Origin of the sequence: Runella limosa DSM 17973, from assembly GCF_000482465.1 — a bacterium.
Classification (GTDB): domain Bacteria; phylum Bacteroidota; class Bacteroidia; order Cytophagales; family Spirosomataceae; genus Runella; species Runella limosa.
Genome location: NZ_AXVJ01000072.1, coordinates 1 through 26,174, shown reverse-complemented (window position 1 = coordinate 26,174; position 26,174 = coordinate 1). Strand labels below are relative to the sequence as shown.

Genomic DNA, 26,174 nt, shown 5'->3' with positions numbered 1-26,174 from the left:
TTCTTTTTCAGCGATTATCTCTTTATAAGCTTGAATCTCTCGCTGAAGGCGAAGAATCTCTTTGTCTTTATCAGAGTTACTAACGCTGGATGGGCTTGAAAAACCTCCTTTTTCGTACTGGGAAACCCAGTTATAAATGTTTGCACTCGAGACGTTAAACTCCTTAGATGTCTTAGCAGCTCCGTGTTCTTTGTAGTAATTCACTATGGTCAGTTTTTCCTCCTGGCTCCATGATTTTTGATGCTTTCCCATTGAATCACAAATTTAAAAGTTATACCCTAATTTGTGTCCAACTTTTTAGCGGGCTAGATTCATTCTCTCAATCCTGTTATACGAATTGATCATGCCATCGAAGAGTATAAGAATATACCTTTGTTGTTGGTTTATGTTAGTGAAAGTGCTGTTAAACCAGTTCACTTGGCGAGTGGGACATTAGAAGACGCTTATATCAGAAGCGGAGGTACGACCAGAAAGGCATCTCGTCAAGAGATTGGAGGTTTGATGTTAAATAGCCAAAGTCCACATTTTGAAGAATTACACGCTTCAATGCTGAAATCTATACCAGAAATTTTAGACGCTCTTGATTTTAGAACTATTTATAAACTTCTTGAAAAACCTATCCCACAGTCAAGCGAAGAAGTTGTGATTTGGATGCAGGATGAAAAGATGATAAAGCCGATGAATTTGGGTTATTACATTACAAATTTTGGCGCTTTGGCAGCAGCCTATCGTTTGCAAGACTTTGATTCCCTTAACAGAAAAGTAATACGTGTAATTAAATATAAAGGGCTAAATAAAAAAGAAACAGAGAGAGAGTTCCCAGGAACAAAAGGATACGCGATTGGTTTTGAGGGTTTACTAGGTTTTTTAGATGCCGTACTCCCCAAAAGTGAAATTATAAAAAATGCACTTAGAGAAGATGCTACAGTATATCCTAAAATAGCACTTCGAGAGGTTATAGCTAACGCAATAATTCATCAAGATTTTACAATAAGGGGAGCTGGGCCAATGATTGAGATATTCGACGATCGAATTGAAATATCAAATCCAGGAAAGCTGTTGCCTACAAAAAAAATAGATAGACTGATTGGAACCACTCCAGAATCACGGAATGAAATTTTGGCATCAGCTTTTAGGAGGTACAAAATTTGTGAAGAACGCGGAAGTGGATTGGAAAAAGCAGTTCTCGCTATAGAATTATATGGGCTGCCTCCCTTGAAGTTCGAGGAGTTAGAAAATTCATTTAGGGTGACTATTTATAGTCCTAAGACGTTTGCTGAAATGACGCCTAAAGAACGAATTGAAGCGTGTTATCAGCATAGTGTTATCAAATATTTTTCTAGTGGTGGTATGACTAATACCAGTTTGAGAGAACGTTTTAAAATGAACGAAAAGCAAAGACCACAAGTATCTCTTGTAATAAAAGACGCCATAGAACAAGGTAAAATTAAAGTAAAAGATATTCATAATATCTCTACCAAATTTGCAGAATATATTCCTTATTGGGCTTAGAAAAAGTGAATATGTTTTGCTTAATTAAAAAGCAGTGTTTTTTGTTAACTATCTGAGAATTAAGCTTTTTTTGCTTAATTGGAAAACGGAAATGGCATTTGAAGTAGCTGCTGTTGCTTGGTTAGGTGGCGGCTTTATCGAAAAATATTACACATATTCACTGGGTAAAATACCGAAACGCTCGGTAAATACCTTCGTGAAATAGGGCAAACTTTCAAAACCTACTTTATAAGCTACTTCCGATACACTTCCTGCTTTGGTACGGAGCATTTGGGAGGCTAATTGGAGACGGTAATTTCGGACGTATTCGGTGACTGTTTGGTTGGTGAGTGCTTTCAACTTCCGTCGAAGCTGCACCGAAGTCAAATCCATTGCATTGGCAAATTGGTCCACGTCGAAGCTACTTTCGGAATAATTTTGGGCTAAAACTTGCTCAATTTTTTGTAAAAACAACTCATTGATGGGCGAAACGGGCACGCTTTCCAATTCAGCAGGCGCTGTCATTACGGTGGCCGCGAGATTGTTGGCGTATTTTTGTTGTAATAACTGTTGCTTGAGGAGCAAATTTTTCACCCGAATCTGTAGTTCTTCGGTGTGAAAAGGTTTTGATAAATAATCGTCAGCACCCGTTTCAAGACCTTCTAGTCGGTCGCTGAGGGTTGCTTTGGCGGTGAGCATCACGACTGGAATGTGGTTGGTACGGATGTCGGTTTTGAGGGCTTTACAAAAACCAAACCCGTCGAGTCGTGGCATCATTACATCACAGATAACCACATCAGGAATTAGTTCCGTGGCCATTTGGAGACCTACTTGGCCATCTTGGGCTTCTTCGATTCGGTAGGTATTCCCAAAAATACTTCGGATGTAGTTTCGCAAATCGGGGTTATCTTCCACGATGAGTAACAACGGAGCTTCTCCATTTTTCTCGACAGCAGGAACGTCAACAGGAATCGTAGCCATCGACTCAAACGCCATCGGCGAATTTGTTTTTTCTGGAGTGACCTCATGAAGGGAGGCGTATTCATCCCAATGCGCGGCATCGCAGGGAAGTGCAACCACGAAAGTTGTCCCTTTATCGGGCTTACTTGTCACGTCAATTGTCCCTTTCAGGGCTAGAACCAACTCTTTGACCAGCGCCAAGCCAATGCCCGTTCCTTCGTAATGGCGACGTTGGCTGTCGTCAACTTGATAAAAACGATCAAAAATTCGAGGAAGCCGCTCGGCGTCAATGCCAATTCCGTTATCAGCAACTGTTAATGTCAGTAGCGTCCCTTTTTCATCGTTTTCGGGAGCGGTGTACTGGACATTGACTTTTACGCGTCCGTTCTCATTGGTAAACTTAAAAGCGTTGGAAAGTAGATTGGTGACGATTTTTTCCAGTTTATCTTCGTCAAAATAAGCAAGGCGTTTTTGGTGGCTTTGCGTCCGCTCAAAAATAATTTGTTTGCTTTGAGCAAGTGACTCAAACGAAGCAAATTGGTAGCGTAAAAAATGGGCTACGTCGGCATACTGAATGACGGGCTCTAACTTTCCCACTTCAAGTTTAGAAAGATCAAGGAGTTGATTGATAAGATTTTGCAGGCGAGAGAGGTTTCTTTGCATGACGGGAATCATGCTTTCGACAGGGTATTTTTTCCCTAACTCAGCCAAAGGGCCGACGAGCAGGGTCAAAGGTGTCCGAAACTCGTGTGAGATATTGGTAAAAAAGCGCGTTTTAATTTCGTCCAGCGCTACCAATCGTTCTGCTTCTTTTTGCTCAAAAGACAATCGCTGCACCAATTCTTCTCGTCGAGTTTTTTGACGATAATAAATGAGATAAGCACCAAAGAGGACAACCACGAGCAACAGCGAAACGGCAATCACCCAAAAGCGCGAATTTCGGGCTTGCTCATTGGCGAGTTCGGCTTGAAGTTTATTTTTTTCTACATCAAACTTCACCGAAGCCTCCGAAGTGATGGCCTTAATTTCTTGTTCATTGCTAATAATCAATTCTTCATAGTATCCTTTTCGGTGCAAATAAGCATTTTTAAAATCACCCATTAAGGAATCGGCAATCATGCGATTTTGGTATAGTCCTGATAACAGAGCGTGATAATCTCGTTTGTCGGGGTCAGAGTTGAGGGTGACAATTGCTTTCTGGAAATACCGTACAACGTCTGCTTTGTTTCCTTTTACTCCCGACACTTGGCACAAGTTACCATATACCTTGGCAATGTCCCCAATCCCCTTGGGTTTGTAACGTTGCCGATATACTAGCTCTTGTTGGAAATAGGATTCCGATTGTGCAGGGTTAGGGTAGTGGTTGAGGATAATCTCCCCAATGTTGCCGTTGATAGTGCCTATTTTTAAGCTATCTCTTTTTAGTCGGACTTGAGCAATCGCCAATTTATTGTACTTGATGGCTTGCGCGTATTGGTCTAGATAAACCAAGCAATTGGCATAATTTTTATAAAAGTCAATGCGGTAGTGATCAAAGGGCTCTTTGGATAAGTAGCGCTCGCCTTCTCTAAAATACTTAATTGCCGTTTTAAAATCAGAGACTTGGTTCATGTAGTAAGTCCCTATTCGGTTGAGCTTGTGGTCTGCTAACAAGACATTGTCGTAGCCTATTTTTCGGAAAAGTAAATCAGCTGCAAGCAAATGATTGACGAGGGTAATTGAATTGGCGCGGTCGTTGTACAGGTACATGGCCATATTAAATTCTAGATAAGCCCTGATTCGTTCGGCCGAAGGTGTCTGGGGAAGTTTTAGCAGCTCATCCAGCAATTTTTTCATTTCTAAGTACCTAGAACTATTTTTGGGCAGTAGCTTAGAAGAGAAATACCAAATTTTTAGATAATTGTTAAAAATACGTAATAGTTTATCTTGGGTTTTATCAGCATGATTTTCAAGAAATTTTAAATTGACAGCCTTCGATGCAGTATCTTTTTTTTCAGTAGCCCATATAAAATGCATCTCAAGGCTATCTAACCGCGCTAGGTCTTTTAGGTCTAAGAAAGAAGCTATTTTAGAGTCTTGAGCCTTTACAGGGGTGGTAAACGAAATTGCAACCAGTACAAAAAAAAGCGGAAGGAGTATCAAAAACTTGTTGTAAGCTCCTGGAAAATGGCTACGCATTTGATGGTATTGAAGGTTTTGGAGTAAAAATACATATTTTTTCAATTTATGGTATCTAACCTTCCTAAAAAGATACCATAAGTAGTATAATGAAAAAAAGATATTCGGGTTGTTTGCCATCGACAAACAACCCGAATTGGGTGGTGATAGGTGGTATTTATTGTACTTTAATTACCTTCAACGTACTTGTGTTGGTTGAATTAGACACTTTCAAAAAGTAGATACCATTGGGAAGTCCACTGGCTTCAAATTCTTCGTAGTGGGTGTTGGTTTCAGGAACAAATTGGCGACTCAATACACGGCGGCCCGAGGCATCCATCAACTCAGCTTGCATCTGTAGCCCTTTGCTGTCTTGCACTTGCAGGCGGAGAATGTCGGTGACGGGGTTGGGGAGAACTGTGGCAAAGTTACTTGGATTTAGACCCTTCCAGGGTGACAAAGTAGTTGTCCCTTGATCGCCCGCTGTTCTTGCTGCTCCCACGCCTACGCCGTCTTTCGACTGGATTCTGAACCAGTACTCTTGGTAAGCGAGCACGTTGCCTTGTGGTTGGCGGGTTGAGGGATAGATGCTGCCCCAGCCTTTCATATCCCAATAACGAATGCTTAACTTGTATAAGCCTTTTGGTAAGCCTGCGTCGTAGGTATTACCGCCTGCGCCGTTGTCTTGATAAAACCCGTAGGCAGGGTGGTTTTGGGCATATAGCTCCGTCCAGCCTTCACGGTTGGCATACATAAAGTAAGGGGCGTTGTTTTCGTGGGTATTGAATGAACGGATGACGCCCATTTCTGGAGTGGCCAACATGTCAAACGTCAACGAACCGTTTGTCCCTAGCCCACAAGCATCAACGTTTACTGTCCAGTAGCGTGGAGCCGTTTTGTTAAAGTTTTCTACAAAATATAAAGTAGGATTACTTTGGCTACTTTCGAGTAGGACAGGGCCACCGTCAGGGGTAACAAATTGACTTGCCCAAGCCGATTTATTGTTGGTTGGCTTTATTGCCGATTGGCTTTGGCCAATGTTAATGATGGTTACGGCAAAAGCATTCCAGTAAATGTCTTTGTGCGAACTTTCGGCGCTTTGGCAACCACCTTCAAAAATACACTTGGCCCAATAACTCTGTTTGGTCACGTTGTTAAACGCTACTTCAAAACTTGGGGTAGTTACGCCTGTGTTCCAAAATGTTTGACTGCCAGCGGGGCAGTTGGCCGAAATGCGTACCGTTGACCCCATACAGACGATGTCTTCTGATGCCGTAATGATGGGGGCAATGTGGGTTGGTATCACAATGAATGTCACTACGTTACTTTTTTCACTCACGCAGCCATTTTCCGTCTGACAACGAGCGTAGTAAGACGTTGTTTGTGGTGGAACGGTTGCAGGCAAACTTGGCAAAGCAATGTTCGAGCTGGCATTGTACCAAACCGTACGCAGACTGCCGCACGATGATTGTCCACTAAAACTAGCCGTTGCGTCACAACTGGTTGTAGATGATAAAGATACCGTTGGTGCAGACGGAATGTTTATCAACTTCAAACGCATTACTCCTGATTCAGATTCTACGCACGATGGCGTTCCGTCAGATTTGCGGCAGCGAACGCGGTAGTTGTGGTACTGATTATCCAGCAAGCCCGTTGGTACAGCGGATGAATATTCGCCGCCATCAACAGCGTAAAGAACTGTTTCACCTGCGGCACAATTGGCATTAAAAGTAATGGGACTGTTTGTCAAACTACATACTTCTTTGGTCTCACCCACCGCGACGGTCACGCCATCCACCAACAATGAAACATTCTGGGGAACGGAAGCGCGGTTATTGATTGTCAACTCTATCGGAGTTGTGTAAGTACTTGGGCAACTGGCATCACAAGCTGCTTGGTAGCGGTGGGGTTGGTTATTGGATAATTGGGAAACTGGTTGACTGGTTGACCAAGCACTCCATGCGCCATTGCCCACTTGCACGCGCCAAACAAGCGAACCCGAAACACACGAACTCGAAACCGTAAATTGTAAACTGTTGACAGGATTTGCGTCGGTGTCACAGAAGACTTGGCTATTACCTTCGTTAAGGTTTGTTTGTAACAGCGAGAGTGAAATCGAGGGTTTCGCTAGTCTATTTACTGTTACGCTGCCGTTCATGGCTCCGCTACAATTGCCTGAGTTATTGGTAGCATCAACAGTGTATGTACCAGTTAAGAGTTGATTACCGAAGTTCAATTCGCCACCTGTTCCTGCGACGGGACTGCCTGTGTTAGTACCATTTACTTTGAGTTGATAATTGACCCCAATTTCTGAGCCGCTTAACCCAACGCGAATTCCGCCCTCACAATAGGCACCTCCGCCAGTTACTAAAAACGCTGTTGGCGCAGTGGAGGCCGTGATGTTTTTCACCGAAGCGTCGCTTGCTGTACAACCTGCGTTGGTGATGCTAAATTCTGAGTAGCTACCTTGGGCTAATCCACCTAACGTAAAGGCATTGGCGGTGATTTCGATGTTTGCCGTCAGCGAAGTTGAGCCTTTTTTGTAATTGAGGGTATAATTGCCGTTGCTCAAATTGGTGGTGGTAAATGCAATACTACCGTTGTTCCCTCCGCAAGTGCTTGGGTTTGTTGCAGTTCCAGCGGCGATGGTTGGTGCTGCTGGGTCGGTTAGGGTTTTGACGGTGGCGTCATTACCCGTACAACCTGCGTTGGTAATGCTAAACTCCGAGTAGCTGCTTTGGGTTAATCCGCCCAACGTAAATGCGTTAGCCGTGATTTCGATGTTTGCTGTCAGCGATGTTGAGCCTTTTTTGTAATTGAGGGTATAATTACCGCTGCTCAAATTGGTGGTAGAAAATGCAATGCTACCGTTGTTTCCTCCGCAAGTGCTTGGGTTAGTGGATATTCCTGCGGTAATGGTTGGTGCTAACGGGTCGCTTAGGCTTTTCACTGTGGCGTCGCTACCTGTACAACCTGCATTGGTGATGCTAAAATCTGAGTAGCTGCCTTGGGTTAACCCACTCAACGTAAAGGCATTGGCTGTGATTTCGACATTTGCCGTCAGCGAAGTTGAGCCTTTTTTGTAATTGAGGGTATAATTGCCGCTGCTCAAATTGGTGGTCGAAAATGCAATGCTACCGTTGTTTCCTGCGCAAGTGCTTGGGTTTGTTGCTGTTCCAGCAGCGATGGTCGGTGCAGATGGGTCATTGAGGGTTTTGACGGTGGCGTCGCTGCCCGTACAACCTGCGTTGATAATGCTAAACTCTGAGTAGCTTCCTTGGGTTAATCCGCTTAATGTAAATCCGTTAGCGGTTATTTCGATGTTTGTCGTCAGCGAAGTTGAGCCTTTTTTGTAATTGAGGGTGTAATTGCCGTTGGCCAAATTGGTGGTAGAAAATGCAATGCTACCGTTGCTACCTCCGCAAGTGTTTGGGTTTGTTGCAGTTCCAGCGGCGATGGTTGGTGCAGATGGGTCGCTTAGGTTTTTCACCGTAGCGTCGCTACCTGTACAACCTGTGTTGGTGATGCTAAACTCTGAGTAGCTGCCTTGGGTTAATCCGCCTAAGGTAAAGGTATTGGCCGTTATTTCGACGGTTGCTGTTAGTGAAGTTGAGCCTTTTTTGTAATTGAGGGTGTAATTGCTGTTGGCCAAATTGGTGGTCGAAAATGCAATGCTACCGTTGTTTCCTCCGCAAGAAGTTGGGTTTGTTGCTGTTCCTGCGGCGATGGTTGGTGCAGATGGGTCGTTGAGGGTTTTGACGGTGGCGTCGCTACCCGTACAACCTGCGTTGGTAATGCTAAATTCTGAGTAGCTGCCTTGGATTAATCCGCTCAACGTAAAGGCGTTGGCGGTTATTTCGATGTTTGCCGTCAGCGATGTTGAGCCTTTTTTGTAATTGAGGGTGTAATTGCCGTTGGCCAAATTGGTGGTAGAAAATGCAATGCTACCGTTGTTTCCTCCGCAAGAAGTTGGGTTTGTTGCTGTTCCAGCGGCGATGGTTGGTGCAGATGGGTCATTGAGGGTTTTCGCCGTGGCGTCGCTACCCGTACAACCTGCGTTGGTAATGCTAAACTCCGAGTAGCTGCCTTGGGCTAATCCGTTCAATGTAAAAGTATTCGCCGCAATGCTGACCGACGCCGATAGTGCCGTTGTACCTTTTTTGTAATTCAAAGTATAACCAGAACCTGCGGCTAAATTGGTCGTCGAAAATGCAATGCTACCGTTATTTCCTCCGCAAGTGCTTGGGTTTGCTGCTGTTCCTGCGGCGATGGTTGGTGCTGCTGGGTCGTTTAAAGTTTTTACCGAAGCGTCGCTACCAGTACAACCTGCGTTGGTAATGCTAAATTCTGAATAACTACCTTGGGTTAATCCACTCAACGTAAAGGCATTGGCAGTGATTTCGATGTTTGCTGTCAGCGAAGTTGGGCCTTTTTTGTAATTGAGGGTGTAATTGCCGTTGGCCAAATTGGTGGTAGTAAAGGCGATGCTACCGTTGTTACCTCCGCAAGAAGTTGGGTTTGTTACTGTTCCTGCGGCGATGGTTGGCGCTGCTGGGTCGGTTAGGGTTTTGACAGTGGCGTCGCTACCCGTACAACCTGCGTTGGTAATGCTAAACTCCGAGTAGCTACCTTGGGTTAACCCACTCAACGTAAAGGCATTGGCTGTGATTTCGATGTTTGCCGTCAGCGAGGTTGAGCCTTTTTTGTAATTGAGGGTATAATTGCCGCTGCTCAAATTGGTGGTAGAAAATGCAATGCTACCGTTGTTTCCTCCGCAAGTGCTTGGGTTTGTTGCTGTTCCTGCGGTAATGGTTGGTGCAGATGGGTCGCTTAGGTTTTTCACCGAAGCGTCACTACCCGTACAACCTGCGTTGGTAATGCTAAACTCTGAGTAGCTGCCTTGGGTTAATCCGCTCAATGTAAAGGCGTTGGCTGTGATTTCGACGTTTGCCGTTAGCGAAGTTGAGCCTTTTTTGTAGTTGAGGGTGTAATTGCCGCTGCTCAAATTGGTAGTCGAAAATGCAATGCTACCATTGTTTCCTCCGCAAGAAGTTGGGTTTGTTGCTGTTCCAGCAGCGATGGTCGGTGCAGATGGGTCGCTTAGGGTTTTCACCGAAGCGTCGCTACTTGTACAACCAGCATTGGTGATGCTAAACTCCGAGTAGCTGCCTTGGGCTAATCCGCCCAACGTAAAGGCATTGGCGGTTGTTTCGATGTTTGTCGTCAGCGATGTTGAGCCTTTTTTGTAATTGAGGGTGTAATTGCCGTTGGCCAAATTGGTCGTAGTAAAGGCGATGCTACCGTTGTTCCCTCCGCAAGTGCTTGGGTTAGTGGATATTCCTGCGGTAATGGTTGGTGCTAACGGGTCATTGAGGGTTTTCGCCGTGGCGTCGCTACCCGTACAACCTGCGTTTGTGATGCTAAACTCCGAGTAGCTACCTTGGGCTAATCCGCTCAATGTGAAGGTATTGGCTGTAATTTCGATGTTTGCCGTTAGCGAGGTTGAGCCTTTTTTGTAATTGAGGGTATAATTACCGTTGGCCAAATTGGTGGTAGTAAAGGCGATGCTACCGTTGCTACCTCCGCAAGAAGTTGGGTTTGTTGCTGTTCCTGCGGCGATGGTTGGTGCAGATGGGTCGTTGAGGGTTTTGACGGTGGCATCGCTACCTGTACAACCTGCGTTGGTAATGCTAAATTCCGAGTAGCTACCTTGGGTTAATCCGTTCAATGTAAATGCGTTAGCCGTGATTTCGATGTTTGCCGTTAGCGAAGTTGACCCTTTTTTGTAATTGAGGGTATAATTGCCGCTGCTCAAATTGGTAGTCGAAAACGCGATGCTACCGTTGCTTCCTCCGCAAGAAGTTGGGTTTGTTGCTGTTCCAGCGGCGATGGTTGGTGCAGATGGGTCGCTTAGGGTTTTGACGGTGGCGTCGCTACCTGTACAACCTGCGTTGGTAATGCTAAACTCCGAGTAGCTTCCTTGGGCTAATCCGCTCAATGTAAAGGCATTGGCTGTGATTTCTATGTTTGCCGTCAGCGATGTTGAGCCTTTTTTGTAATTGAGGGTATAATTGCCGCTGCTCAAATTGGTGGTAGAAAATGCAATGCTACCGTTGTTTCCTCCGCAAGTGTTTGGGTTGGTTGCTGTACCCGCCGTAAGGGTTATATTGCATTCGCCTGTTCCTTGAATGTTAAACGTATATGGATTTTCGTCACTATCGTTATTCGCAATGCTGACTGTGGCTGTGCGTAGCCCTACTGCACCTGGCGTAAATCCAATAACGAAGGTGGTCGAACCTTCTGCTGTAATGGTAGTATTAGGAGGGGTCGTTACTTGAAATTCAGCAGCATTTGTTCCGGTTACATTGATAATGGGTAAGCCCGAAAGTGTCAAAGAACCCGTTCCAAGGTTTTCTATGATAAAGGTTTTGGATACTGCCCCTGTACCAAGGGCTTTGTTGCCGAAATCAGTACCATTGGTCGTTGATGGTGGATTGGTACCACTAGCAATATTTGTATTATTGCCTTTTAGGTTAATTTCTGGGCTTAAACAGGCTGTCGATAGCACATCATCTGCAATATTCCACCCCTTGGAAGAAATTAAACTGTTACGCGCAGCTTGCCCAGCACAATATTGAAGTGGAGAGGCACTTGCTAGATTTTTGTTGGTATATCCTGCCGTATTCCAAGCGATAAGCATTGCGTCATAGTTGGCCATTGAAATGCCTGAACGATAAAAGATATTAGCCATATCAGTGGCTTTGGTGATATTCCAACGGCCTAAGTTTTGATTGAAAGCAGTTGCATTTAGAAACATCGACCCTAGTGAGGTGACGTTACTGACATCCCACCCAGAAATATCTTGGTTAAAAGGGGTATTCGCAAACATTCCGTACATGTTAGTCACAGCGCTTACCACCCATCTTGACAAATCTTGGTTAAAGGGGTTGGTGCTGTAGAACATATTATCCATGGCAGTAACATTACTAACATCCCAATCCGAAATGTTTCCATTGAAGGCGTTGCTTAAACAAAACATGAATGACATATTTGTTACACGCCGAACGTTCCAAGAATTAAGGTCTTGATTAAACGCGTCTGCCTCGTAAAACATTTTTGACATTGTGATACTCTTATTGGAGGCTGTGCTCAATACCCACCCGTTTAAGGGTTGATTAAAGTTTGGAGCGTATGAAAACATTTCAATAAAATTGGTCACATTACTGACGTTCCATGATGCAAGGGGTTGATTGAAATTTGTTGCTCCCGAAAAAGTAGCAAACAATGTAGTAATGGTGCTAACGTCCCAATGGTTGATGTTGGCATTGAGCGAAGTAGCACCTTGAAAAGCCTCACTCATATCCGTGGCATTGCTTAGATTAGGAGCGTCGGTTGCGGTGATATTGAAGTTGGTACAGCCTTGAAAAGCCCGTCTCAGACCACCCCATGCCATATCTCCCCATTGATCGACGCTGAGAATCTTTCTTCTATCACCTCCATTGGCAAACATAATACCTCCCAGATTGCCACGTATGGCAAAGGTATATGTCCCAGCGGTGCCAAAGTTGTGGGTTTGGGCATCAGTTAGGTTAAATTGATCATAGATACCGTCGTTGTTCCAGTCAACATCGTAGGTGCCATAGGCAGGTAAGGTAATACTGGTGCTACTTGATGTTCCAGGATTATCGGTTTTCCACGTACTTATGAAAGGCCGCCCTCCGTAGCCCTCGATAGCGAACGTATAGGGGCTTTCGTTGGAGTCGTTGTTAGCAATGCTAATAGTGGCAGCGCGTAAGCCAGCAGTAGTTGGGTCAAAGGTAACGGTAAAGGTGGTAGAACTTCCCGCTGGAATGGTCGTCAGACTTGGTTGCGTGATACTAAAATCAGTAAGATTTGTAAGGCTCACAGGGTTTGCACCCAAAACCAAATCACTGGTGCCTATGTTCTCAATAGTGAAAGTTCGAGTGACGGTACCACCCGTGACAGAGGCGGGGCCAAAATCAGAATGGTCGGTAATGACGGGAGAGTTGTCGCCACTTGCAATGTTTACGCTATTCCCTTTGACGTTGATTTCGGGGGCAGGGATAATCCCCGTTCCTTGAATCGCGAAATTATAGGGGTTTTCGTCGGGGTCATTATTGGCAATGCTGATGGTAGCGGTGCGTAGCCCTGCTGCCCTGGGTACGAAGCGCACCACAAAAGTAGTAGGGACGTTAGAGATAGAAGAGGAGGGCATTGTCGTTACGCTAAAGTCATTAGTGTGCGTTCCAGAAATATCCACCAGTGGGTCGCCCGTTAAAAGTAAATACGGACTTCCTGTATTTTCAATGGTAAATGTTCGCTCAATCATGCCCGTAGTCACCATTTGTTCACCAAAATCAGTAAAATTGGTGAGACTAGGTGTAGTGCTGCCATCAGCAATTGGGGTATTATTTCCTTTAATATTTATATCGGGAATATCATCGTTCAAAATAGGTGCTGTTGCTGAACTGGGGGAGCCAACCGTATAGTTTGTTCCGCTTGTGACGGTCAGGATGACGGTTTCGTCGCTTTCTACTACGCCATCTACGTATGGATCAATCTCAACGTAAGCACTCGTGCTTCCGCTTGGAATGACGATACTTCCTCCGCTACTGGTAAAAGTGCTTGCACCGATTATCTGGTAGTCGGTTGACGACGTAACGGGATCTGCTGCGTATCGAGGTGTTGCCGTACCTCCTACGCTAAAATTAATGGTTAGGTCGCTGGGTGTAGCGGCTGACGAGAGCGTGAAAGTAAACCGCAAATTGGTTGCTCCGTCTTCAGTAATAGAGCTAGGCGAGACACTTACCCTCACTGCAGGTGTGAAAACGTATGTAAAAGGCACAATGTAACTACAGCTTGATCCACTGGGGGTTATTTTAGCGTACAGTGTTTGTGAGCCAGCGGGTAAAACATTTGAAGGGCTAAACGAATTAGGTTTAATAAACGTACCTGCTGAAATGCTGGCCGCCGCATCTTTATAAATAGCAATTGCACCCGTATAATTGGCGGGATCGCCACTGTAGCTAAAAATGGGGGTTGCGTTGTTAACAACAATGGAAATACTAGGGGCGTTGCTAATACTGGAATTTTGTGCAATTGAGCCGTATTTTAATACATTAAAATTTAGAAAGTTGGAGGAGTTACTCACAATTTCTCCCCCAATGTACATGTAACCATAATTGCTAACAGTTACTGTTGTGTTGACGCTGAAAGAGCCCGTTACCATAATAAACTGAGCGCATGCAGCATTCGTAAAAGTAGCTGCTAACGAAAGGTTTGACCCCGTTCCGCTGGTGCAATTGATGAGGCCATTGTTGTTGATAGTACCTCTTAGCCCTGAGAAAATCCCAGTGGTGCCATTGTACGTAATACTTCCATTGTTGGTAAGATTTATATCATCTGTTGCTGTAACAGACTGAAATCCACTCCCATTTCCACTGAAAGTGATGCTCGCATTAAGCGCGTTAGTGATGGTCATAGCACTTCGGTAAGTACTAAAACCTGCTTCATCGGTTTGGGCTTGAATCGTCCCATTGTTATTGATGGTGACATTAGTGGCATTTTCGGCGGCATAAAACGCTACGTATATGTCACCCGAACTAGGTTGAACGGTGGTAGTCCCGTTGTTGGTGAAAGTACTTCCACTGTTGAAAATAATGCCGTCCACGTTACGGCCTCTAATATTCAGCGTCGCTCCGTTACTGACAGTAAGACTGGTATTTGCTTCTAGTGTGATCTGTGAAACTGTAGTATTTCCACCAATCACAGGCTGATTTGAGGCTGCCGCAATAATTACGGTGTTGCCTGCGCCAGGTACGCTGACGGGAGACCAATTGCAGGCGGTATTCCAGTCGGTACTGACAGCGCCTTGCCAAGTGATTGTCCCTGTGGGAGTTGATGTGGATGAGCTTACAGTCAGTGTGGCCGAATTTGACTCGGCACTTCCGCCGCTGTTGGTAGCTACACATCGGTATCGACGATTATTTAGTCCTGTGACATCACTAATGGTCAGGGTTGAGGCCGTGACGTTCGAATAAGGGGAGGTATTACTTAAATTGTTCCAATTCACTCCCGCGTTGGTACTTATTTGCCACTGATAACTGGTCGCACCCGTTGCGGTAATTGAAAAGGTTGCGGCTGTTCCTGCGCAAGTCGTTACTGAATTAGGATTAGCCGTAATGACAGGAACGGGAACATTATTCGTGTATAAAAAAGGAACAATAAACGTACAAATTCCTCCTGAGAGAATGATTTTGGTGTAGAGGGTTTGTTGCCCCGCAGGTAATGAGGGCGCAGGAGAAAATGTATTAGAGGCTTGGGTAAATGTTCCTGCCGAAGTAGTGGCGGTGCTATTGGTAAAAATTCCATCGACGGTCGCATTATTGCTTGCTCCAAACGTAAAAAAAGGTGATTCGTTGTCATCAAGTAGAATGCGGTTATTGGTAAGCGTACCAGTGTTATTGAGGGTTTCGTATTTGAGGACGCCATTGTTGGTAATTGTACCACCGTTGTGCAACCACCAATACACCTGCAATAAGCCATTGTTGTTAAAGGTTCCCTCGTTTCGGAAGTCATTGTTGTTGTCAGACGTAAAAAAGACCTTACCGCAGGAGTTATTGTTAAATGTACCCCCAGGCAGATTGGTAATTCCAAAAGCACTTGTTACGTTGATAGTACCCGTATTGGTGACAGTGCCACCTGCGTTTACTGACATTGCGTATATATTTACCGCAGTGGAATTGAAATTAATGGTGCCACTATTAGTCAACGTAGCAGCGTTTTCTAAAATAAGTCCAGTAACTGTAAACTGACTGATGTTGAGAACTCCCCCGCTGTTGACGGTCAGCTGTCCTCCATTCAGAATTTGAACTTGAGTAATACTGACGTTGGTGCTAATAATAGGACGAGTGGTCGTGTTGGGGATAATGACGACGTCGGTGGCGCTTGGGACAGCGTTGGGTGTCCAGTTGTTGGGGTTTGTCCAAGCAGTGCTCGAAGAGCCATTCCACGTATAGTTCTGCGCGAGTGCTGCTTGTTGTACTACCAAAACCAAGAATAAAAATAAGAGCTTTTTCATGGGTAGAAGAGAGTAATTGTTGACATTGAGAAAAACATAATTTGGGTAGGGAAGCCAAAGGAGGAGGGGATGTTTCGTCAAACAATCCCCTGACTCCTCCTTTTCCTTTCTACCACGAAAGTTCATAGAGAAGGTCCTGTGAAGAGGGCAAGGCTATCGCCTAGACACCCTTCGCGGGAGCCTTTGTAGAGTAGGGCAAATCGCAATGTGATGGGCGTTTATTAAGAGTTTTTCATACGCTTCGAAAAGTCAAATCGAGGTATGAACATTCAGCAGTAAGGTGTTTTGTTAGAAAAGTTGATGGTACAAAGGTGGGGATTAGAGGGCATAGCGTGTTAACCCAAAATGAACAATCTTTTGCTCATTTTGAACTTATAACATGGCCATTTTTGGCCTCTCAGGAGATATTTTAGATTCTTTTCCTCATTTTGAACAACTTTTTCCTCATTTTGAACAAATGGGGGATTTTCTGTAAAAAGGACGTTTTTCTAGTGACGAAGCAGAAAGTACATAGTAATCCACGCGAACGCTGAAGGAGGGGAGGGCGCTCGACTTAAAAAGGAGAGAAGATAGAAACGATTAGGGGGTAGTGGTTACTTTGACCTCCCTAAACATAAACAGATTGTTGCTAACCCGCACGGCCTTACCGCTGGCCGTTGTGACGTTGCGAAGAACGACCTCTTTGGTGATGACGTAGGGAAATTTTTCTTGGTAGGAGTTGTCCGTCATTTGAGGGTTAAAGTTGGCAAAAATGGCAGGGCCTTGGTAGTTGTCGGGATGCTGCGAATCGTCGATGCGGAGGTTCTCGATGGTGATGCGTTCGGGCATGTAGCAGGTATAACCAAAGTCGTGCAGGCCAGAATAAGAACCACTGATGAGGTCGGCGCTGGTTGGTTTGCCGCCCGCAGGAACAAAAATGCAGTTGCGAATGATGAGCTCACCTTGCCACGTACTGCCGTAGTCGGAGCGAAGGTTGACGATGCTTCGGCCACGAATGGTGGAGTTTTCGACCAAAAACGTACCGCTTCCAATGGCATTGATGCCCATGTGTCCGAGGGTAGAATTGCGGATGGTGGCGTTGGCTACCCCTTGGTGCGCGTCAAAACGTGAGAGGGTACAGCGGTCGTACAGCAGGTTTTTACAAAAATTGGAGCCCAAAATACCCCAATACGTATTGTCGTCGATGCTGTTGGTTTGGTTACAATTAACAAAAGACACATTCACCGCCCGATTGACCGACAGGTCATAAGTGCCCATCGAAACAGGCTTGCCCGCCGCGCCAATGGTACTGTACGTGCGGTGGCCCGTCAGCAAAGTGTTTTTGACGGTGACGTAGGCACAATCACCGACGTTGATAAATCCGCCGTAAGGCGCACCGTTTTCGCCTTCGCCCGTGATGCGGTGTTCGAGTCCTTCGATAAGTACGTTTGACCGACGAACGGAGATGTTTCGGCTATAATAGGTATATTTTGATTCGGCTTTGTTGGCAATGGTTGTGAAGCGCCCTCCCGTGATTTTTAAAGGTTTTTCGTCGATGGGCAGCGCTGTAATGTCCGTGATTTGGTCAAAATCCCAAATGATGGGAGCGTTCATGTCCACGTTGCCGTTTTTATCAACCACAAAAATGTCGGTTTGCGAAGAGCCGTTGTTTTGATTTAACCCAAACCGAATGTATTGCTTTACGTTGGTATTGGTAACTGTGATCAGACAAGTACTTGGCAAGGACGCGTCGATTTTTTTCTGGTTTCGTTTGAGGGAAGAAACCGTAGAAAGCTTAAACGACTGGAGGTTAGAGCTTACCGTAAACACCGACGCATTGCGGTTCTGGACGTCGGTATCGTCGATGATAAAGGCAGCAGAGCCAAAATCTGTATCGGTCTGGATCATCGCCGTCCGCTCTTTACCGCTCACGTAATAAGTGGCGTTGGCGTCGGCTTTGACTTTTAGCCCGTTGGTATTGGCAAAAGCATGAGTTGCGGCGATGGCATCCATGTCGTCGGTTTTGCCATCACCCTTGGCCCCAAAATCACGGTAACTAACCACCCCTGCGGCTTTGAACTTAGCCAGTTGTTTCGGAGAAATGTTGTCAAATGTAGGCGTAGTTTGTCCATAGACCAGACCAGAATAACAAGTGACAAAGCAATTAATTAGGGCCAGTAGAAAGAGTGGATATTGCATAATAAAGGTTGGTTATTCTACAAAATACATGTCGATTTCGCCTTTGTTTTTGGCAGTAATTTTGCCTCGATGGCGACATGCGTAACGGTCTTTGATGAGTTGATAGGTCGTTTCTGAAATATTGATTTTTCCTGCTTCGCTACTGCTTTCCATACGGCTGGCAATGTTGACGGCATCGCCCCAAATGTCATAACTGAATTTTTTGATGCCCACAACCCCCGCTACCAACGGCCCCGTGTGGATGCCAATTCTAATTTCAAAATAGGGCAAATTCAAACGTTTGCGGGCGTCGATTTCTTGGTGGATAAAACCTAAAATATCAATAGCCGCCGCCACCACATCTGCGGCATGGGTCTGGTTGGATTTAGGGAGCCCACCCGCGCACATGTACGCATCGCCGATGGTCTTTATTTTTTCGATGCCATGTTTACCAATAATGCGGTCAAACTCTCGGTATATTTTGTCAATTTCCAACACTAACTCTTGCGCACTCATACGTTCAGACACTTTGGTAAAATCCTTGAAATCAGTAAACATCACCGTGACCAATCCGTAGGTTTGGGCGTCCACGTAGCCTTTGTTTTTTAATTCAGCGGCCGTCTCGTAGGGCAGGATATTGAGCAATAATTCTTCTGAACGTTTCTTTTCGGCCTCGATTTCTTTCCTAAGTTTTTTCTGATAAATCGTAGAAAGATAGGCCGTATAGCCAAAATAAAGCGCATAAACTGTCACCAGACCACAACAGATTAGTTCTATCAATAAGCTACTATCAGGCTCAAAGGTAATTGGCTTTAAAAAACTACTCACGCCGATGCCAACGATGGTCGCCACGACGCCATAAAGACACTGCCGTACGCCTCGAACGCCTATGTTTCCCGTCCAAGTCATAACGATGTACATGATGGTCGGGAATACCGCAAACGACATGATGCCAATAAACATACCTGCCCAAAAGGTATCTATGATTAAAAACGAGAGTTCGATAAATCGGCTAGAACCAGAAAATTTATAAACCAAAAAACAAACGTGAGGATAAATCAAAAACACCCCGATAAGCAGGTGAATGTTGCTGTCAAAACCACGGCTATTGCCCTGTAAAACAAGCAAAAGAATGCCGTAAGCGTAGCCCAAAATACGCAGTGGGTAGTAGGCGCGCCCTATCCCAAAAGACGGTTGCTTAAAATTATGTATCAGCGATTGAAGCAATTGCATAACGTTTTTTGCTTTAGGATTTGTACGAAGCCAACTCTTCACTACTCATGTTTTGGAGAACCTCTTTGGCGTGTTCATAGCCTTTTTCGACAATGGTGTCGAAGGCTGCCCAACTTACGATACCAAAGCGGCTGACGTCGGGGTTGAAATACAAATCGGAGTAGCTGATGGCTTCGTTGCGCCGCGCCGCACTGTAGAGCAAGGTCGCATTGAGCAACAACGATGTAAGTGAAGGTAACCGATATTTACGCTGTTTTTTTGGGCGAAATCGGTCTTGTAATAATTGTTTTGGACTAGGAATTTCCTCTAAATCAAGACGATAGTTCTGGTCGCGGGCTAAGTCCACGCCAATCACTTTGCCTACGTTGGCGCGGCTCATGACGTCGGCAGGAAAATTGTTGAACGTACCGCCATCCACCAGCAAGTCGTCGCCATCAATAATCGGCGGAAATACGCCTGGGATGGCAGTCGAGGCCAGCAGGTATTTGCTCATAGAGCCACGGGTGTGTACTTCTTCGCGGGCTTGGGTGTAGTTGCTCGACACCACAAAAAGCGTTCGCCAAGTATCTTCTATGTCGATTTGGCGTACACCCACGAAGGCTTCAATCGTGTCGTCAATCATCTGTTTGATGCGTTTGCCACGAATGAGTGAAATAAAAGGCAACCAATTGTAGTCTTTGGTCGGATTAAACATAGCCCCCTTTTTCATAATACGTTGCACGGTTTCGGAAGGCTCTCCAAACGATACCGCCGCGGCCACCATCGCGCCCACGCTCGTTCCGCCCACAAAATCTATGGGTATATCAAATTCTTCCAACGCACGCATCACGCCGATGTGTGCAAAACCTTTGGCTCCGCCGCCTGCCACCACAAAACCAATGGCTGTTGCGCTCATAATACGGGCCAACCGCTTCATATCTTGGGAACTTTCTCGGCGCAAATGGTAGTGAGATTTTACGTTTGGACGCAAACTCAGCCACTCGCGGGTGTTGCGCGGCGAAACCGTATCTGAAGGATGCAGCAACACCAACACCTGCGGTACGCCAGTAGTGGCGGATCTGGTGTTGATACTTTGTTCGTGTGAAACCAGCACAGAAGGTTGGGTAGCGTCTGCAATAAGAAAAATCTCATCGGCTTGGCGAATGCACCGCTGCGTCCATTCGGTATTTTCGGAATCCGTCACGTAAAGCATGTACTCGTGCTTCGACTCCTGATTATCAAGCCACTGCGATAGTTCGTGGTAGGCTTTTCTATCGTTTTTATTGGTTTGGGAAAAACCTTCAATGCCGTGGAGCTCGTCCACGGCCGTGCTTGAGGCCAGATAAACCGTACCTTTGGCAGTCAATGCTTGGTATAAATCGTGGGAAAAATCGGGTAAAGAAATGCTGTCGTGTAAGGCCAATAAACAAATATTAACGGGTTTTTTTACGCTTTTTCGTCCGCCCTGTGAGTTTTTTAATCGGCTGATAATGAGTTTGGTGACGTTCATGGAAACGGCGGGATAGTCTAAGATGACTTTTTCAAAAACTTCCTTTGACAGTTTCACCAAAACACTATCACGGATGGCGACAATCGTAGCCGAGCGAGGTTCGCCCGTGAAAATGGCCATTTCGCCCACGGTTTCGCCCCGCATGATTTCCCCGATGACCTTCTGGGGGCCTTCTTCGGTAGTTATCTGGGCCTGTAGGCGCCCGCTGATGACAAAATAGAGCGAGTCACCGACGTCTTTTTGAGCAAAAAGTTGTTCGCCTCCTCCTATTTCCACCCATTGGAGCTGAGGTTCGAGGCTATGTAGAAGGGTATCGTCAAAATCACCAAAAATACGGGTAAGGTTTTTACGAAGCAGTTCACGGTGGAACTGGTTTGCGAGTGGTTGAATGAGAGCCATAAAGTTGAGGGTCCAAGCGTGAGTAGGGTGCTGATATACAATCAGTAAAGCAATGATAACGAATTTTTTTGAAAAATACCTATTCGCTAAAAATGCCCTACTTGCCTGTAGGGTGAGGGCAAGGTAGGGCATTAGAAAAAGGATAATAATAGGGAGGAGATGCGCTGAAGGCTACAACAATCAATTAATCCTGTTTTTCTCCTCTTCAACCCCCGTTTGTCGTTGTCGTGCCGATTTAACTTGTTTATTACCAAAGTTATAACTCAAGTTGATTCGGACAGTGCGACTTTCCCAACCGCCCGAGCCTGTGATGCGTAGCCCGCCGAACTGGGTTGTGCCCTGCCAAGGAGAGGTGTAAAATACATCGCTGAAGGCCAAGCGAAACGCCACTTTCTCTTTTAAAATCCGTTTTTGGAGCGCAAAGTCGAGCGAACCTTGGCTGCGCGTAACGTAGGTGCCGCCCCAAATGCCTGGCGAACTGTACCAACCCGATACTTCTAAGCTCCATTTTAGGGGTAAACTAAAGGTATTTTGTCCGTATAAGCTCAACACGTTGGCTTTTACGTTCATAAACTTCTTTTCGTCAGATGTGAACGCGGTGTGGTAGGCATTGAGGCTGAGGTACACATTCCACCACTTCGCCGCCTGGAAAGGGTACGAAACGCCCAAGTTGATGACTTGTTGGTCGGCGATGTTACGCTCCATCATAAAATTGCGATTGTAGCCCGTGGTATCGGTAATTTGGGCAAAAAAGTCACGGACGTAGCTGTAACTCAGCGAGGTAGTCAGGGTGTATTTGTAGGTATGGGCAAGTTTGAGGTTATTGACGTATTGGGGTTGCAAAAACGCATTTCCTTTTTGGTAGGTCAATTCATCCAATTGCCATTCAAAAGGGTTAAGAGATTGGTATGTAGGTCGTTCGATGCGGCGGCTGTACGTCAACGCAAGGCTGTTGTTGGGGTTGACTTTGTAGGTGATACCACCGCTGGGAAAGAGATTGCTGTAATCTCGGCGCACAAAAGCATCGGCATTTTTTTGCGTTCCAGTCAACTTCCCTTCCGACACCGTTTGCTCCGCCCGAAGACCAAATTGAAGGTCGAGTTTTTTATGGCTTCGGTTGTAGTTGAGATAGACAGCGTTGATTTGTTCGGTATAAACAAAATTGTTGGAGCGATTGGCATTGAACGCATCCATTCCGTCAACCACATCGTAGAAATCGAAGGTATTGTTCGTTTTTACAATCGACAGTTTTGCCCCCATGCCTAGTTTTCCTTTCAAAAATGGCCGTTCGTAATCGACTTTGGCCGAAAAAATACCAATATCAGTCGGGGTTTTCATGCGGTAAATTTGGCTGAACAAAGTTTGGGTTTCGGTCCCGTTTTTATAAAAATTAGGCTGATAACTGTGGCGATTGCTGTTGTACGAACCTAGGTCAACGTCCACGTTCAGGACGCGGCCAAGGGTATCGGCAAAACGATAATTGGTGTTGAGGTACAAGTTATTGCTGTGCTGTTGGGAAGTGTTATCGGCAACCAAAACCTGCGTCGGGAGCGGGCTGTTTTGCGGATAAATGGGCGTTCGACTGAACGACGTATTGTCGTTGGCATTGAGGTTGGCGTTCAAAATAAGGCCAAATGTACTTTTGGTCGATGCAAAGTAGTCCATGCCGAGTTTGATGTTGTTGCTTTGGTTGTTGTTGATCGTCTCGGCCTTTTGGTCAAAAATGGTATTGACTTGTTCGCGATAAAAATTCAAGTACGACCAATTTTGCCCCGTTCGGTTGCTGTATGTGCCAAAAAAATTGGTTTTGCGGTTTCGATGGTTGAACGAAACGGAGCTATTAACTTTTCCAAAATGACCATAGCCATACCCCAGTGCCAAAGACCCATTGGTGCCAAAGCGTTTGTCTTTTTTGAGTCGGATGTTGATGATACCCGCATTGCCTGAGGCGTCGTAGCGAGCCGAGGGTTGGGTGATTATTTCAATGGCTTCAATGTCAGAGGCTTGTAGCGATTTTAGGAATTGGTTCAGGTCAGCACCTTGCAATACCGAAGGCTTGCCATCAATGAAAATTCGGACGCCCGTTTTACCTTCGAGAATGATATTTTCGTTGTTATCCAACACCACCCCTGGCGATTTTCGCAGCAGTTCCAGTCCCGTCGTTCCCGTAGCGCTGAGGGACGCTTGGACGTTAAAAATGGTTTTGTCCGAAAGAACTTCGACCAACGGTTTTTGGGCTTTAACTTTCACTTCGGCCAGTTGATTATCGCTGCGTAAAACGAAGGCATCGAAGTCAATGTTGGCATCAATGAGCTTGAAGTTGACCGAGCGGTATTTTTGAAAACCCACGCTGCTGATGACTAAATAGTAGCGTTCGGGGGTAATTCCGTTCATTTTAAAATGGCCATTTTCGGTGCTGCTTTCAACTTTTACGAGGCTGGAGTCGCTTACTTTGAAAAGGGTTGCAGTGGCAAAGGGAATGCCTTCGTTCTGTTCGTTTTTGGCCAGTCCTGAAATAGAAAAGCGCTGGGCTGTTGCCGACAGGAGGGTAAATAAAACGAAAAATGGAAGTAAGATGGTTTTCATGGTTGCGATGGTTGATGGGACAAAGTTGCGAGCGCGACAAAACCCATCAAACAGACATTCGGTGAACCGACAAATAACCCGATGAATGACGCTTTACGCAGTTGAACGGCTTATACGGCAATTCGTCGAAAAAACGTAGCAGAATCGAATTATTTGTGGGAGATTTGAAACAGATTCACAAGAAACACAGCAGAGAAAAATGATAAATTGGCAAAAAAAACTCATTTGGGGAATTCGGCTTGGTGAACTGCTGGCCGTCGTTGGAGTTTACTTTGCGTTGTATGCTTTGTATTGTTTGACGTTGACATTCAATGAGTTGTCATACGTAAAAATGACGTACAGTGCACTGCTTCTCAATTATGCCGTCAGCCAATTTTTTGATTATGCCTTAAAATTTATCCTGACCATTCCTCTTTGGTATTTCTACTTTCGAGTGATTCCGCATTGGAAGCTTTCGACCAAGATTCTTTTGCACGTATTCACCATGCTGCTTTTTGTTTTTACGTGGCAAAAAGCCTTTTATTTTACGATGGATATACTTGGACGTGGGCATTTGCGGGGGCCGAGTCAAGTGTGGGACATTTACATTCCTGCGCTTATTTACATCATTCAATTTGGCTTTTTTCACGCCTACGAATATCATTTGCACTATCAACGCCAAAAAGAGACCGAAAATGCCCTTCGACAGGCGTCGCTTGAGAGCGAGCTTTCGGCCATCAAAGCCCAGCTTAATCCGCATTTTTTGTACAATGTGTTCAATACCATCAGCGCGTCGGTACCGCCCGAAATGGAGGAAACGCGGGAGATGATTGCCAAGTTGGCTGATTTGTTTCGGTACCAGTTGAAGGCATCTCGGGTGGACTTTGTCAGGCTGAAAGACGAGATGGAATTTGTTGAAAAATACCTTGCTTTGGAAAAAGACCGCTTTGGCAGTAGGTTGCAGACAACGATTGAGATGGACGAAACATTGATGACCGAACGGGTGCCACCGATGTTGCTTCAGCCGATTGTGGAAAATGCCATCAAACACGGTATTTCCCCCAAAATCGAAGGAGGAGAAGTGAAAATAACAATCACAAAAAGTGCCTACGACTTGAGAGTAGAGGTTACAGACACGGGTGTTGGGTTTGTCAATGAAGGAGAAATTATTGGAAAAGGTGTGGGATTGACCAACACAAAATTGCGCTTAGAAAAGATGTTTGGGAAAACGTTACATTTTCAACAAAACCAACCGAGCGGTTTTCGAGTTTGGTTTGAAATACCGCTCCAATAACAGCCATGCAAAAGATAGTAATTGCCGACGACGAAGCGGCTGGACGTACGCTAATCAAGCAATATTTGCAAGAATACCCTACGATGATTGTGGTAGGGGAGGCCAACAACGGCGTCGATGCCGTCAAGATTATCAATGAATTTAAACCCGATGTGGTGTTTTTGGACATTCAAATGCCTGGCCTGACGGGCTTTGACGTACTGAAGCACTTGGAAGAAATTCCGCAGATAATTTTTTCAACGGCCTACGACCAATACGCTTTGCAGGCTTTTGAAGTCCATGCCATTGACTATTTGTTAAAGCCTTATACAGGTGGCCGTTTCAACGCTGCCATTCAAAAATTACGGTTGAACCAGAGTCAGAATTTAACCCCCGTTCAACCATTGGCCGAAAGCCTTATCAATCCCTTGCAGTATCCCGAAAAGATTCTCATTCAGCAAAATCAAAAATTAGTAACGGTCAATGTTCGCGACATCATCTGGATTGCGGCTGAGGGCGACTATTCCAAAATAATTACCCATCGGGGCAATTATTTGAGCAATTATGGCATTAGCCAGCTCGAATTAAAACTCAACCCGCAGCACTTTATTCGGGTACATCGTTCTTCCATCATTCATTTGGAGTTTGTAAAAGAAATCCAGAAACAACTCAGCAGCTACGATGTCATGATGCAAAACGGCGATTGGGTGCGCGTCAGCCGAGGCTACATGGATAACATTAAAAAATTGACGTATTGATGAGGTTGATGTAAAAACTGTTGATGTTTTAGACAGATTTCATCAAAACATCCTGTTCTACTTCGGCCACGTCGCCAGCTTGCCCGACAAGAGTTTTTAAAAAGCGTTGAAGTGTCTTTGCTGAAAATTCTTTGTTTAGTTCTTCTTTCAACTCTAAACGAACCTAATTCCTTTATGTTTACAATAGTGCCAGATGTCTTTTTTGGATATGAGGTTTATCAGTCTCTTTAAACGGGTATATAAATGTGCGAATCTAGCCCGCTAAAAAGTTGGACACAAATTAGGGTATAACTTTTAAATTTGTGATTCAATGGGAAAGCATCAAAAATCATGGAGCCAGGAGGAAAAACTGACCATAGTGAATTACTACAAAGAACACGGAGCTGCTAAGACATCTAAGGAGTTTAACGTCTCGAGTGCAAACATTTATAACTGGGTTTCCCAGTACGAAAAAGGAGGTTTTTCAAGCCCATCCAGCGTTAGTAACTCTGATAAAGACAAAGAGATTCTTCGCCTTCAGCGAGAGATTCAAGCTTATAAAGAGATAATCGCTGAAAAAGAATTGTCACTTAGAATCAAGGATGCTTTGTT

The 26,174-nt window shown here is 45.2% G+C and carries 11 protein-coding genes; 4 read left to right on the top strand and 7 right to left on the bottom strand.

From position 1 onward, the window contains the following. A partial coding sequence (locus tag K339_RS0109060; RefSeq protein ID WP_028522830.1) for a transposase occupies nt 1-252 on the bottom strand: 252 nt, incomplete at its 3' end. A 120-nt stretch (nt 253-372) separates the two neighbouring features. Here K339_RS0109060 and K339_RS33090 point away from each other — a divergent pair. Then, nucleotides 373-1,512 carry an ATP-binding protein gene (locus K339_RS33090; protein ID WP_169731833.1) on the top strand — a complete coding sequence of 380 codons (1,140 nt, stop codon included), beginning with the start codon at nt 373-375 and terminating at the stop codon, nt 1,510-1,512. Nucleotides 1,513-1,659: 147 nt separating this feature from the next. On the opposite strand, the gene K339_RS35860 is transcribed toward K339_RS33090, so the two are convergent. The 6 genes from K339_RS35860 to K339_RS0109020 all read right to left on the bottom strand — a co-directional run bounded on the left by K339_RS35860 (nt 1,660) and on the right by K339_RS0109020 (nt 23,573). Then, nucleotides 1,660-4,629, bottom strand: a complete 2,970-nt coding sequence (locus K339_RS35860) for a hybrid sensor histidine kinase/response regulator transcription factor (protein WP_169731832.1) — start codon at nt 4,627-4,629, stop codon at nt 1,660-1,662. A gap of 157 nt (nt 4,630-4,786) precedes the next feature. Continuing rightward, a complete protein-coding gene (locus K339_RS33080) occupies nt 4,787-15,709 on the bottom strand; it encodes a BspA family leucine-rich repeat surface protein (protein WP_037299797.1) in 10,923 nt (3,640 codons plus the stop codon). Nucleotides 15,710-16,288: 579 nt separating this feature from the next. Next, nucleotides 16,289-17,887, bottom strand: a complete 1,599-nt coding sequence (locus tag K339_RS33075) for a hypothetical protein (RefSeq protein ID WP_084332155.1) — start codon at nt 17,885-17,887, stop codon at nt 16,289-16,291. A 12-nt stretch (nt 17,888-17,899) separates the two neighbouring features. Beyond that, nucleotides 17,900-19,099: an adenylate/guanylate cyclase domain-containing protein gene (locus K339_RS35855; protein ID WP_051397900.1), complete on the bottom strand. Its 1,200-nt coding sequence runs from the start codon at nt 19,097-19,099 to the stop codon at nt 17,900-17,902. Nucleotides 19,100-19,112: 13 nt separating this feature from the next. Further along, nucleotides 19,113-20,987, bottom strand: coding sequence for a patatin-like phospholipase family protein (locus tag K339_RS0109025; RefSeq protein ID WP_028523314.1), 1,875 nt, complete (start codon nt 20,985-20,987; stop codon nt 19,113-19,115). Between the two features lie 180 nt (nt 20,988-21,167). Further along, complete coding sequence (locus K339_RS0109020) at nt 21,168-23,573, bottom strand: TonB-dependent receptor (protein ID WP_028523313.1); 2,406 nt, start codon at nt 23,571-23,573, stop codon at nt 21,168-21,170. Between the two features lie 199 nt (nt 23,574-23,772). Here K339_RS0109020 and K339_RS0109015 point away from each other — a divergent pair, with 199 nt between their 5' ends. From K339_RS0109015 to K339_RS0109000, 3 genes are all read left to right on the top strand, one after another. Continuing rightward, nucleotides 23,773-24,846 (top strand): sensor histidine kinase, encoded by a 1,074-nt coding sequence (locus K339_RS0109015; RefSeq protein WP_051397899.1) that lies wholly within the window; start codon nt 23,773-23,775, stop codon nt 24,844-24,846. Between the two features lie 5 nt (nt 24,847-24,851). After that, nucleotides 24,852-25,583 carry a LytR/AlgR family response regulator transcription factor gene (locus K339_RS0109010; RefSeq protein ID WP_028523311.1) on the top strand — a complete coding sequence of 244 codons (732 nt, stop codon included), beginning with the start codon at nt 24,852-24,854 and terminating at the stop codon, nt 25,581-25,583. Between the two features lie 310 nt (nt 25,584-25,893). Beyond that, nucleotides 25,894-26,174: transposase (locus K339_RS0109000; protein ID WP_028523310.1), on the top strand; the 281-nt coding region annotated here is incomplete at its 3' end.